The organism is Streptococcus sp. k-628 (assembly GCF_013277475.1).
Taxonomy (GTDB): Bacteria; Bacillota; Bacilli; order Lactobacillales; family Streptococcaceae; genus Streptococcus.
Genome location: NZ_VMMZ01000007.1, coordinates 1 through 13,044, shown reverse-complemented (window position 1 = coordinate 13,044; position 13,044 = coordinate 1). Strand labels below are relative to the sequence as shown.

9 protein-coding genes and 2 pseudogenes are annotated in these 13,044 nt (G+C 42.9%); all 11 read right to left on the bottom strand.

Annotation, left to right across the window (positions count from 1 at the left end):
- Positions 1 to 213: 213 nt before the first annotated feature.
- Positions 214 to 630 (bottom strand): annotated as a pseudogene (locus HT730_RS00925) (hypothetical protein); the annotation flags it as partial.
- 8 nt (positions 631 to 638) lie between these two features.
- A pseudogene (locus HT730_RS00920) lies at positions 639 to 1,118 on the bottom strand (hypothetical protein); the annotation flags it as partial.
- 8 nt (positions 1,119 to 1,126) lie between these two features.
- Positions 1,127 to 2,101, bottom strand: coding sequence for an Rpn family recombination-promoting nuclease/putative transposase (locus HT730_RS00915; RefSeq protein WP_050260956.1), 975 nt, complete (start codon positions 2,099 to 2,101; stop codon positions 1,127 to 1,129).
- A 658-nt stretch (positions 2,102 to 2,759) separates the two neighbouring features.
- The gene (locus HT730_RS00910; RefSeq protein WP_173306523.1) at positions 2,760 to 3,644 is read right to left on the bottom strand and encodes a PucR family transcriptional regulator; all 885 of its coding nucleotides are present in this window, start codon (positions 3,642 to 3,644) and stop codon (positions 2,760 to 2,762) included.
- Between the two features lie 3 nt (positions 3,645 to 3,647).
- A complete protein-coding gene (locus HT730_RS00905; protein ID WP_050111512.1) occupies positions 3,648 to 4,034 on the bottom strand; it encodes a Mini-ribonuclease 3 in 387 nt (128 codons plus the stop codon).
- On the bottom strand, positions 4,027 to 5,370 hold the full coding sequence (gene cysS, locus HT730_RS00900; RefSeq protein ID WP_173306526.1) for a cysteine--tRNA ligase: 1,344 nt from the start codon (positions 5,368 to 5,370) through the stop codon (positions 4,027 to 4,029). The genes HT730_RS00905 and cysS overlap by 8 nt, the downstream gene beginning before the upstream one ends.
- A 235-nt stretch (positions 5,371 to 5,605) precedes the next feature.
- Positions 5,606 to 6,223 (bottom strand): serine O-acetyltransferase, encoded by a 618-nt coding sequence (cysE, locus tag HT730_RS00895; RefSeq protein WP_000539978.1) that lies wholly within the window; start codon positions 6,221 to 6,223, stop codon positions 5,606 to 5,608.
- Between the two features lie 15 nt (positions 6,224 to 6,238).
- The gene (gene pnp, locus HT730_RS00890) at positions 6,239 to 8,452 is read right to left on the bottom strand and encodes a polyribonucleotide nucleotidyltransferase (protein ID WP_173306522.1); all 2,214 of its coding nucleotides are present in this window, start codon (positions 8,450 to 8,452) and stop codon (positions 6,239 to 6,241) included.
- Between the two features lie 687 nt (positions 8,453 to 9,139).
- On the bottom strand, positions 9,140 to 10,006 hold the full coding sequence (gene metF, locus HT730_RS00885) for a methylenetetrahydrofolate reductase [NAD(P)H] (RefSeq protein ID WP_138700519.1): 867 nt from the start codon (positions 10,004 to 10,006) through the stop codon (positions 9,140 to 9,142).
- Between the two features lie 102 nt (positions 10,007 to 10,108).
- Complete coding sequence (gene metE, locus HT730_RS00880; protein WP_173306521.1) at positions 10,109 to 12,358, bottom strand: 5-methyltetrahydropteroyltriglutamate--homocysteine S-methyltransferase; 2,250 nt, start codon at positions 12,356 to 12,358, stop codon at positions 10,109 to 10,111.
- Positions 12,359 to 12,636: 278 nt separating this feature from the next.
- Positions 12,637 to 12,927 carry a helix-turn-helix domain-containing protein gene (locus tag HT730_RS00875; protein ID WP_173306520.1) on the bottom strand — a complete coding sequence of 97 codons (291 nt, stop codon included), beginning with the start codon at positions 12,925 to 12,927 and terminating at the stop codon, positions 12,637 to 12,639.
- Positions 12,928 to 13,044 lie beyond the last annotated feature (117 nt).

Below are 13,044 nucleotides of genomic sequence, written 5' to 3'. Positions count from 1 at the left end.
TATATATGCATACCCTTATCTATCAAGCTTATTATGGATAATATTTTAAATTTAATATAAATAAAAAACAGACCCTATCTATAGAAAGATAAAATCCGCCATTTTTTCTATATAAAATCAGCAGAACCATTCTGCTGAAAATCGTGAAATATGATGTAAGTTTCCTAGCACTCTGATAAGATTTTAAGAGAAAAGCTAGATACATCCCCTAACTTACAAAAGCGCCTCAAACTCAGCGATAGTCATACCCAGTTGCTGACTGGCAACCTCAGGTGCCAGAAGACCTTGATTGACCATATCCAGGAAGGCAAAGAGTTTCCCACGTTCAAGTCCTTGTTCTAAACCTTTTTCGATGCCTTGTTCAATCCCCTCAGCTCGACCACGTTCCAACCCCTGTTCAATGCCTTCCGCCCTAGCTGTTTCCAAGGCATAGTCATGCGCTAACAAGGCTTGTTCTTCGCGTCTGCGTTGTTCACTAAACATTCTCCTGTCCTCCTCGGACCAGCTCTTGTAGTCCAGCAGTTGGTCTGCCTGGCTGATGGCTCGCTCAGGTTGCTGGGTAAAAGGTTTGTTACCGAAAAACTCCAACCATGGTTTGCGAATGCTATCTTTGCTGGTTTCTCTGTATTTGTTAGATCTTATTTATGATAATCTTTCAATAGTGACTCAAATTCAGCGACAGTCATACCCAACTGCTTACTGGCAATCTCGGAAGTTAGAATACCTTGACGGACTAGATTTAGTAGCATGAACAAACTTCCTTCAACTTTCCCACGTTCAAGTCCTTGTTCAACTCCCTCAGCTCGTCCACGCTCTAAACCCTCTGCGCGACCACGTTCAAGACCACGCTCTAAACCTTCAGCACGACCACGTTCAAGACCTCGCTCTAAACCTTTTTCTTCAGCTTGTTCCAAGGCATAGTCCTGTGCTAACAAGGCTTGTTCTTCGCGCATACGTAGTTGACTAAACATTTTCCTGTCCTCCTCGGACCAGCTCTTGTAGTCCAGCAGTTGGTCTGCTTGGCTGATGGCTCGCTCGGGGCGCTGGGTAAAGGGTTTGTTCCCGAAAAACTCCAACCACGGCTTGCGAACGCTATCCTTGCTGGTTTCTCTATATTTGTTAGATCTTATTTATGATGCTCTTTCAATAGTTCTTCAAACTCAGCCACGGTCATGCCTGATTGCTCACTCGCAACCTCAGGTGTTAGAAGACCTTGACGAACCATATCCAGAAAGGCAAAAAGTTTTCCTTCTTCCCTTCCTTCAACTTTCCCGCGCTCCAATCCCTGTTCAACTCCCTCAGCTCGTCCACGTTCTAAACCCTCTGCACGACCACGTTCCAACCCTTTTTCCTCAGCTTGTTCCAAGGCATAGTCATGCGCTAACAAGGCTTGTTCTTCGCGTCTGCGTTGTTCACTAAACATTCTCCTGTCCTCCTCGGACCAGCTCTTGTAGTCCAGCAGTTGGTCTGCCTGGCTGATGGCTCGCTCGGGGTGCTGGGTAAAGGGTTTATTCCCGAAAAACTCCAACCACGGCTTGCGAACCTCGTCTTTGCTGGTTTCTCTATATTTTTTTAATTCCAAGAACGCCATCTTAACCAGATGGTTTTCTTGACCGTTATTGGTGATGGTTAAAACCTCACCTGTAGTGTCCTCTCGCATGCTAAAGCTATGAAAAGCCAGGTCATCTGAGAAATAATTGCTATCTACAATTGCGATAGCGTATACTGGTGCGATGTGTTTATAGCTCTGGTGAGTATCACCTTCACGTTGACGAATTTTTTCTAGGTTTTGATTGACCTGACTGCAAAGGTAAGCCCACAGGCGATTGATGAAAAAATTCTGATGATGTACCTGAATTTCAATGATTACTTGGGTTCCATTATCCAACTCCGCCAAGACGTCTATACTGGTATAAAAATCCTGCGCTGAGTAAGGCAGGGAGGGCAAGACATGAATATTACTTCCCTCCAAAATAGTTACATTTTTTGCTGGCAAGTCCAGCATATCGCGAATAAATTGACAAGTGATTTCTGGATTGCTAAAGATTTTCTTAGCAACCAAGTCATTAGTTGGGCTGATGCCCGGATGTCTTAGAATCATCCTTTTCCTCCTTCTATTATAGCACATTTTTTAATCTAGGTTTGCTAGATTCACTGCTACTATCTATTTATTCGGAAAAGAAAGGAGAAAGTTAAAAATTTTTAGACTTCACAGGTTGAAATTTACATAAAAAAGCAGCTGATTCTTTTTTTGATTCTACCATATTTCTAGCGATTACTACTATAAATAGGATACATTCCAGTTTCTAGTAGAAAAGGACTCTGAAAAGCAAATAAAACCCAGTATTAGGAAGAGTTAAATCTTATCTGAAAATGACTAGCTCTCAAGCTATAGCTTTGTGTCTAGATATAAGTATCACTAGGAAAAACTCCATAAGTAAATACACCAAAATTGGATGTTCCTACTATTCGAAAACCTCTTCAAACTACGTCAACTTTGCCTTACCTACAGCTTCAAAAGGACGTTTTGAGTCATCTGCTGGTAGATTTATTCATTGATTTTCAATCTTCTAATGCTAAACAAAAATCAAACAACTATAGTGAAATAACATAAATTTTGCATGAATAGATTAGGAAAATCAAAGCAACTTCTAGGAATGTTTTAGCAGTCACAGTGTACTTTCCCAGCCTCAATCCACTATAACTCTGCACATAAAAATGGAGAAGATGGTAATCCTCTTCTCCAAATATGAACTTCTTTACAAACCAACTATAGTCGACAAAGAACCTAAAATCAACTGATAACACAGGGTCAGGTCAGTCAACTCCTTCAATTGTAGCCCTGTCAATTCTTCCCATTTATCAATCTTGTATTGGAGAGAATTGCGATGCAGATAGAGTTGCTGGGCTGTTTTTGTTAGGACAGCACTGTTTTCCCAAAGGGAGAGAATGATTTCCTGAATCTGATCTTGATCCAAAATCATCTGGTGCAGGCATTCCTTGATTGCCTTCAAGTCCACGAGTCTTTCTCCCATACTCCAAAGATAGAGCTGAGAAAAAGTATGAACACCTTGGTGACCCTGACGCCACCAAGTCTTAAACAAATCTCGCTCTGCTTTGATTAAGTCTGATAGGGCTTGATGGCCTGCCTGAGACCAAACCTGACCCAACATGATAGAGAGACGAAGTCCAAAGTCATACTCAACCGCTTCAATCGTATCACTTAAAATAGCTCGTACAGAGGTGTATTTGTCTTGTTGCAGCACGAAAACATAATCCTGAGCTCCGACCTGAATCACCGTCTGACAGTTGGGAAAAAGAGTCCGCATCATATCTAGCCAAGAAGCTAGATTTTCCTGCTGAAAATAGGAAAGATGACAATAAACCAACTGAATCTTTTTAAAAGTTTGTGGTGCCTGTCCCTTCCCCTCAATCAGATAAGAATACCAAGGATTGAGCGAACGAGCCTGCTCCTGCTGGGTCAAAAGAGCAACCAACTGCTTTTCACGCTCACTGAGCCCAGCTTCCTCCAGCAAAATCCACTGTTGAGAAGCTAAAGGAAGAGTGAGATAACCCTCTTTCTCTACTGGTTGGTCTGAAATCTGAGCTTCAGGAAACCAGTCTTGTAGTTCTTTTGCCATCATGTCCTAGCCCTCCACTTTTTGGATGCACCACGAAATCAAGCTCTCAAGACGTTCTAGATTTTCAGTCATATGGAGATAGCCTATCACGGCTTCAAAACCTGTGGACATACGGTAAGTCACCACATCGGCATTTTTAGCCTTGGTGTGACTATTGGTATTGCGACCACGTTTATAAATTTCTTCTTCTTTTTCCGTTAAAACTTGTTCCTCCAACATGAGAGAAATCAGGCGAGCCTGAGCTTTGGCTGAGACATACTTGGTCGCTTCTTGATGGAGTTTATTGGGTTTGGTCATACCTTTTAAAATGAGGTGACGACGAATATACATAGAATACACCGCGTCCCCCTCAAAAGCTAACGCAATCCCGTTAATGAGATTGACATCAATCACGTGTCCACCTCACTCCATCCTTGGTGTCAAGGAGCTTAATTCCTTGAGCAGCCAATTGGTCACGGATCTGGTCCGCTGTCGCAAAGTCACGATTGGCACGCGCTTCTTGGCGTTTTTGAATCAAGGATTCGATCTCAGCGTCCAAAACTTCCTCAACAAAGACAATTCCAAAAACTTCCAACATATCCGCAAGAGCTTGCTTGACACTTGCATCATAGTTGCCGGAATTGATCCACTTGGCCATTTCAAAGACGACTGTGATGCCATTGGCAGAGTTGAAATCCTCATCCATTGCTGCTACAAACTTATCTTTAAAGGCCTGTAACTCTTGAGCATCTACAGTTCCAGTAAACGGTTTCTCGTAAGTATTTTTAAGATACTTGAGATTGGTCTCAGCATCACGCACTGCTTTTTCCGTAAAGTTGATAGGCTTGCGGTAATGCTGAGTCGCAAAGAAGAAACGAAGCACTTGACCATCAAGAGTTTTGAGGGCATCATGAACAGTGATAAAGTTGCCCAAGGACTTGGACATCTTGACATTATCGATATTGACAAAGCCATTGTGCATCCAGTAGTTGGCAAAGGTCTTGCCTGTTTTGGCTTCTGACTGGGCAATTTCGTTGGTGTGATGAGGAAACTCGAGATCGGCTCCACCACCGTGGATATCAATAGTATCGCCCAAAATCTCTGTTGACATAACCGAACACTCGATATGCCAGCCCGGACGACCAGGTCCCCAAGGACTGTCCCAAGAAATCTCGCCTGGTTTAGCAGCTTTCCATAGAGCAAAGTCTACAGGATTTTCCTTACGAGCCGTTTCTTCATCGGTACGACCTGAAGCACCTAGCTCCAAGTCTTCCAAGGTTTTATTAGCCAATTTGGCATAGTTGTGAGATTTTTCCACACGGAAATAGACATCTCCTTGACTCTCGTAGGCAAAGCCTTTTTCAATCAACTCTTCCACAAAACGGATGATGTCAGCCATAAACTCCACCACACGAGGATGGCGGGTCGCAGGTTTGACGCCCAAGGCTGTCACATCCTCACGAAAGGCAGCGATGTACTTGTCCGCAACCTCCTGAGGCGTAATGCCTTCTTCCTTGGCACGGTTGATAATCTTATCATCCACATCTGTAAAATTGGAAATATAGGCAACCTCATAACCACGATACTCAAAATAGCGACGAATGGTATCAAAAGCCACCGTTGAACGGGCATTCCCCACGTGGATATAGTTATACACGGTTGGCCCACAAACATACATCTTGACTTTGCCGTCCTCAATCGGGACAAATTCTCGCAAATCACGAGACATAGTGTCATAGATTTTAATCATAAAATAATAGTCAGGAAAGCCAAAATCCAAGAACAGTTAGTTTCATCACTAAGAGTTCAATTGAATTTCAGTCCGAATATCTCTACACTTCGGAATCCCTTGCTCCTTTCTAAAAAGTAAAAGAAGAATCAAATAAATGCAAGAAAAGGGCTGACAGTCGCCCTTTTGCTTTACGACCTACTCAGTCGAATATCATCTTTTAAAAAATGTTAATAGATAAAAGAATCATCATAAATTATAGCCCAGACGATCTGTGACTTACATCTTTAGCCTGCTCGAGCTTATTGACGTAGTACTCTCGTTTTTCTTCGACTTCGTGAATGACCGGCTCATCCTTCTTACCATGTACACGGACAATCTTAGCAGGAATACCGACAACCGTCACATCACTAGGTACGTCTGCTACAACAACTGCTGCAGCACCGACCTTAGCATTTTCGCCGATTTCCACTGGTCCGATAACTTGGGCATGGGCCGATATGAGAGCTCCTTTACGCACAGTCGGATGGCGTTTGCCAACATCCTTCCCTGTTCCACCAAGAGTCACCCCGTGATAGAGAAGAACGCCTTTTTCAACAATCGCTGTTTCTCCAATCACCAAGCCTGAACCGTGGTCGATAAAGACACCTGAATCGATCTGAGCACCTGGATGAATCTCAATCTGAGTCCAAAAGCGCCAAAACTGACTGTGCATACGAGCCAGGAGTTTGAAGCCATGCTTCCAGAGAAAATGCGAGAGACGGTGGGCCGCCAAGGCCTTGACACCTGGATAAGTCAGCAAAACCTCCAAAGTGGTGCGGGCCGCTGGATCATTTTCTTTTACGATATCAATGGTTTCGCGCCACCATCCCATACATTTCTCCTTTTCTTATTCTGAATCTTTTGGTGTTTCTGTAAATTCTTTCTTAGGTTTGTGATCCTTGTGATGACGTGGGCGATGAGGACGCTCTGATTTTTCACCTTTTTCATCACGTTCAGGTTTTGGAGGACGAGGAAGAAGGGCTTTCATAGAAGCATCCACACGTCCTTTTTCATCAATCTTGATAACCTTAACATCAACTTCATCCCCGATTGCTACCAAGTCTTCGACATTATTGGTACGCGTCCAAGCCATCTCAGAGATATGAACAAGGGCATCTGTCTTGTCAAAGAGGTTAACAAAAGCACCAAATTTCTCGATACGAACAACCTTAGCATGGTAAACTTCATCCACCTTAGCTTCACGAACCAAACCAGCAATGATTTCTTTAGCACGGTTAATCGCATCTTGGTCGCTAGAGTAGATAGACACATTTCCTTCTTCGTCGATATCAATCTTAACGCCTGTTTCAGAGATAATCTTGTCGATAGTTTCTCCACCTTTACCGATAACAATCTTGATCTTGTCCACATCAATCTTGATTGTATCAATTTTCGGAGCAGTTGGAGCTAATTCTGGACGAACTTCTGGAATGGTTGCTTCAATCACATCAAGGATTTCAAAACGCGCTTTCTTGGCTTGGGCAAGAGCCTCAGTCAAGATTTCTGCAGTAATCCCTTGGATCTTGATATCCATTTGAAGGGCTGTAATTCCGTCACGAGTTCCTGCAACCTTGAAGTCCATGTCTCCAAAGTGGTCTTCCAAACCTTGGATATCTGTCAAGACTGTATAGTTGTTTCCATCTGAGATGAGACCCATGGCAATCCCTGCTACTGGCGCCTTGATTGGCACACCACCAGCCATAAGGGCAAGCGTTCCCGCACAGATAGAAGCCTGAGATGAAGAACCATTTGATTCCAAGACCTCAGCTACCAAGCGGATAGCATATGGGAATTCTTCCAAACTTGGCAAGACTTGAGCAAGAGCACGCTCACCAAGAGCACCGTGACCGATTTCACGACGACCTGGCGCACCGTAACGACCAGTTTCCCCTACAGAGTATTGTGGGAAGTTATAGTGGTGCATAAAGCGTTTCTTGTACTCTGGATCCAAACCATCAATGATTTGAGTTTCACCCATCGGAGCCAAGGTCAAGACTGAAAGAGCCTGAGTTTGTCCACGAGTGAAGAGACCAGAGCCGTGCACACGAGGAAGGAAGTCAACAACCGCATCCAAAGGACGGATTTCATCAACCTTACGGCCGTCAGGACGAACCTTATCTTCTGTGATCAAACGGCGCACTTCAGCGTGTTCCATTTGTTCCAAGATTTCAGCCACATCACGCATGATACGGTCAAATTCTTCGTGGTCTGCATATTTTTCTTCATACACAGCAGTTACTTGGTCCTTCACTGCTTGAGTTGCAGCTTCACGAGCCAATTTTTCTTCTACTTGGACCGCTTTTTGGAGGTCACTGTTGTAGGCTGCGATGATTTCAGCTTGCAAGTCAGCGTCCACATGAAGCAATTCCACTTCTGCTTTTTCTTTACCAACAGCTGTAACAATTTCTTCTTGGAAGGCAATCAATTCTTTAACTGCTTCGTGTCCTTTAAGAAGGGCTTCCAACATGATTTCTTCTGACAATTCTTTAGCACCAGACTCTACCATGTTGATGGCGTGTTTGGTACCAGCTACTGTCAATTCAAGGAGAGATTGCTCTGCTTGTTCTTGCGTAGGGTTAATGATGATTTGGCCATCTACATAGCCCACCTGTACCCCAGCGATTGGTCCGTCGAATGGAATATCCGAGATAGAAAGTGCCAAGGATGAACCAAACATAGCTGCCATTGGTGCAGAAGCATTTTCATCATAAGAAAGCACGGTGTTAATCACTTGTACTTCATTACGGAAACCTTCCGCAAACATAGGACGAATTGGACGGTCAATCAAACGCGCTGTCAAAGTCGCATCCGTTGAAGGACGTCCTTCACGTTTCATAAAGCCACCAGGAAACTTCCCAGCCGCATACATTTTTTCTTCATAGTTGACTTGGAGAGGGAAGAAATCCCCAGTTGCCATCTTCTTAGACATAACGGCAGCAGTCAAGACAGTTGACTCACCGTAACGTACGACAACTGCGCCATTTGCTTGCTTAGCAACCTGACCAGTCTCTACAATTAACTCACGACCCGCAAAAGTCGTTTGAAACACTTGTTTTGTCATTTTAATCCCCTTTGGATTGATGAAATTATACGCCTTGCCTACAAAGATCAAGATACTAAGCCGTCAAGCAACTCAAAGGAAAATAGGAAATCGAACGACAGAGCGACTGCTCCTAGGCAGATTTATCTTTTTCCACAGAGTTGTAGGCGTGTTCAGTTACACAAGATATTTTGGACGGTTCGGCTTGCCGAACATTTCTGTAGAAAAATAGGAAGATGACGCCGCACTCAATGAGTGCTAGGAAGCTTATCTTTTTTCCTAAGAAATGAGGCCAAAATTCAATTCTCAAGATACCAAGCCGTCAAGCAACTCAAAGGAAAGTAGGAAATCGAACGACGGAGCGACTGCTCCTAGGCAGATTTATCTTTTTCCACAGAGTTGTAGGCGTGTTCAGTTTTCAAGATACAAATCATTAGAAAGGTTTGATACTAAAGTATCTAAACCTTTCACGCTAATCGCTATCGGGCGATTAGCTAAATGCTTTACTAACTCTCTCGTCAAATAATATCGATTTGACTCGCTCGTGTCGCTCCAATCACATTTGAAAAAGCCTTTAAAACTTTAATACCCTCATCTTTGTATCAAGTACGTACAGAGTCTATTTTATCATATTTTTCTTAAAAAGTGCGGTCTTTACCATTAAAAAGGAACCATTCCCCTCACTTGAGAAGAATGGTTTTCTTTTTATTATCCTAGAGACTGGTGATTAAACAAAGCATGGGTTGCTTGATGAATGTATTTTGCTGTTTCAGCATTGTTCATGGTGTAAAGATGCACACCAGCCACATCCTGAGTTACCAAGTCCACGATTTGGTCCACTGCATAGGCAAGTCCTGCTGCTCTGAGCGACTCAGGGTCATGCTCATACTTGTCTAAGATGGCTTTAAATTTGCGTGGAAGATGGATATTCTCACAAGTCTTCAAGAGGCGGAGAGCCTGATTTCGATTCAGAATTGGCATAATTCCTGCATGAATGGGAACATCAATCCCAGCCAAGATGCACTTGTCTTGAAAATCATAGAAACGCTCATTGTCAAAGAAAAGCTGAGTTACGAGGCTCGAACAACCTGCATCTACTTTCTTCTTAAGATTTTGAATATCTGAAATCTGATTTGGTGAATCTGGATGGCCTTCTGGATAGCAAGCGCCAACAATATCAAAGTGAGGGGCTTGTTCCTTGATGAACTCAATCAAGTCCGTTGCGTAGCGAAAATCCTTTTGTGGTTCCACATCTGGAATAATATCCCCACGAAGAGCCAAGATTTTCTGCACCCCAACCTTGTCCAAGTCTGCAATGGTTTCAGCAACCTTGTCCTTAGTCAAATAGATGGCTGGCAAGTGAGCAATGGTCGGAATCGCCAAGTCATTTTGGATAAAATCAGCCAAACGAACCGTCGTTTCCTTGATATTAAATTTATTATTGCTGGCAGTTACACTGATAAAATGGGGAGCCAACTCCTGCATATCCTGCAAGGCTGAAATAATGTTACCATTACCCACGGCTGGGTTGGGAGGGAACACTTCAAATGAGAGTGACGGTGTTTGGCGTGACATAGTCATTATCCTTTTCTAGTTAATTTTTTTCGTTAGCTGGATTCCTAGAATCCAAGTGAAACAGGCAGATTGACCAAACAGCGCTTCTTGAGAAATCTAATCTTACAATTTCTCACGCGCAGCTTTCGCTGCTTCAACAAGGCGGATCAAGCTTTCTTTTGTTTCTGGAATACCACGTGTTTTCAAACCACAGTCTGGGTTGATCCAAACTTTCTTGCTTGGCACTTTAGCAAGGATAGCTTCGATTGTATTGTCGATTTCGCCTTCATTTGGCACACGAGGTGAGTGGATATCGTAAACCCCAGGTCCCACTTCTGTTTGGAAGTTTTTCGCTTTGAGTTCGTCCAAGATTTCAAGGTTTGAACGGCTAGCTTCAAATGAGATAACGTCTGCATCCATGTTGTCGATAGCTGGGATGATATCTGTAAATTCTGAGTAACACATGTGAGTGTGGATTTGTGTATCTGACGCTACTGTTGAGTGTACCAAGCGGAAGGCAGGAATTGCCCAGTCAAGGTAGTCTTCGTACCAGTCGCTACGACGGAGTGGCAATTTCTCACGAAGAGCAGCCTCGTCGATTTGGATGATCTTCACGCCAGCAGCTTCAAGGTCAAGTACTTCATCCTTGATAGCAAGAGCGATTTGAAGAGTAGAATCCTTGATAGAGATGTCTTCACGTGGGAATGACCAGTTGAGGATGGTAACAGGTCCAGTCAACATACCTTTAACAGGTTTGTTTGTACGGCTTTGTGCATAGCTAGACCATTTAACAGTGATAGGGTTAAGACGAGTGACATCACCCCAGATGATTGGTGGTTTCACCCCACGCATACCGTATGATTGTACCCAACCATTTTTAGAGAAGAGGTAACCTGACAAGTTTTGACCGAAGTACTCAACCATGTCATTACGCTCAAATTCACCGTGAACAAGGACATCAAAGTCAATATCTTCTTGCCATTTGATCCATTCATCGATCGTTTCAGCAAGGAAAGCATCGTACTCTTCTTGAGACAATTCACCTTTACGGTAAGCCAAACGTTTAGCACGAACTTCTTTAGTTTGAGGGAATGAACCGATAGTTGTTGTTGGAAGAGCTGGAAGTTTGAAAGCTTCTTCTTGGATAGCTTCACGTTCTGCAAATGCTGGCAAACGAGTGTAGTCTGCGTCTGTCAAACCAGCGATGCGCGCACGGAGTTCAGCATTTTCACCCACACGTTCAGTCGCAAAGAGTTCTTTGTTGGCTGCAAGTGCTTCTTCACCTTGACCATTGCGAATAGCATCCAAGTCACGGATTTCATCCAATTTTTCAACTGCAAAAGCAAAGTAGTTCAAGATAGCTGGTTCAAATTCTTCGTTAGCTGTTGTAAATGGCACATGAAGAAGTGAGCATGAGCTTGTCAAGACAATGTTGTCAGCTGGGATTTGCTCAAGAACAGCCAAGCTCTTTTCGTAGTTGTTACGCCAGATGTTTTTACCATTGACAATACCTGCATAAAGAGTCTTGTCAGCTGGGAAACCACCTTTAACCAATTCAAGAGTTTTCTTACCTTCAACGAAATCAAGACCGATAGCATCTACTGGCAATTTCACAAGGTCAGCGTAGACGTCACGAACATCACCGAAGTAAGTTTGAAGCAAGACTTCAAGACCTTTTTTGTCAGCCAAGAGTTTGTTGTAGAGATTCAAGAAGAGGACTTTTTCTTCGGCAGTCAAATCTTTCACAAGAGCCGCTTCATCCAATTGGATGCGAGTTGCACCAAGTTCTGCCAATTTAGCAAAAACTTCTTGGTAAGCAGCCACTAAGCTATCTACGAAGTCTTCTGCCTTCACACCTTCTTCAAAGTCTGACAATTGAAGGAAAGTGAATGGACCTACAAGAACTGGACGAGTGTTCAATCCAAGTTCTTTTGCTTCTTGGAACTCATCGAAAATCTTGTGACCTGCAAGTTTGACTTGAGTTTCTTTTTCAAACTTAGGAACGATGTAGTGGTAGTTGGTGTTGAACCATTTTTTCATTGGAAGGGCGCGAACGTCCCCTTTTTCTCCTTGATAACCACGTCCCAAAGCGAAGTAGCGCTCAAGGTCAGACAAGTCCAAGTTTTGAACTGAAGCAGGTACCACGTTGAAAAGGAAAGCTGCATCTAGGAAGTTGTCATAGTGAGAAAAGTCATTTGATGGGATTTCAGTGATGCCTTTTTCTTTGACGATGTTCCAGTGTTTAGCACGCAAGTCTTTTGCGGCTGCCAAGAGTTCTTCTTCTGTGATTTCTTTTCTAAAGTATTTTTCAGTTGTAAATTTTAATTCGCGGAATTCGCCCAAACGAGGGAAACCGATGATTGTAGTTGACATGATGTGTCCTCCAAAATTTGTTGTTGAAACTATCTTAACAGAAAAGAAATCATCTGTATAATTGTAAAAAATTAGGCTTTGATATAGTTTGAAACTATATATCTGTTTTAAACAAAAGAAAAAGACCTGAGACAAATGCCTCAAATCCTTTGTATAGCGTGTTTTATAGCTTTATTTCAGTTATGCTCTTCAAACGCTTTATTAGTAATTCTTATAAGTGACTATGGCTTGTTATTAGAAAAGACTATAATACTCTTCGAAAATCTCTTCAAACCGCGTCAACGTCTCCTTGCCGTACTCAAGTACAGCCTACGGCTAGTTTCCNNGGCTAGGACTTTTAAGACTGTGTCCAACTGAGGACTAGTCTTGCCTGTTTCCATCCTAGCTATGACAGGCTGGCTTACTCCACTAAGTTCTTCTAGCTTTTTCTGACTGATTCCTTGCTCATGCCTGGCTTCAATCAGCTCACTCATGATAGCCACTCGCATATCACTTTCAAGGATTTCCTCCTTGGTAAAGAGTTGAGATCGGACATCCTTCCAATTACTCCCAATAGCACTATTCTTCATCTCTTAACCCTCTTTCTTTTACGTCTATGTATTTTTTGAAAAAATGAGCGAATTATAATTCGATAGATTGACCAGCGGATTTAAAATTGGTGCTAGCTTGTTTCTTAAGCGCTTTTC

Bases quoted from the DNA above. Each gene is read 5' to 3' on its own strand.
- pnp (WP_173306522.1), bottom strand. From the start codon at position 8,452: ATGACAAAACAAGTGTTTCAAACGACTTTTGCGGGTCGTGAGTTAATT.
- HT730_RS00915 (WP_050260956.1), bottom strand. From the start codon at position 2,101: ATGATTCTAAGACATCCGGGCATCAGCCCAACTAATGACTTGGTTGCT.
- metE (WP_173306521.1), bottom strand. From the start codon at position 12,358: ATGTCAACTACAATCATCGGTTTCCCTCGTTTGGGCGAATTCCGCGAA.
- HT730_RS00910 (WP_173306523.1), bottom strand. From the start codon at position 3,644: ATGATGGCAAAAGAACTACAAGACTGGTTTCCTGAAGCTCAGATTTCA.
- cysE (WP_000539978.1), bottom strand. From the start codon at position 6,223: ATGGGATGGTGGCGCGAAACCATTGATATCGTAAAAGAAAATGATCCA.
- cysS (WP_173306526.1), bottom strand. From the start codon at position 5,370: ATGATTAAAATCTATGACACTATGTCTCGTGATTTGCGAGAATTTGTC.
- metF (WP_138700519.1), bottom strand. From the start codon at position 10,006: ATGTCACGCCAAACACCGTCACTCTCATTTGAAGTGTTCCCTCCCAAC.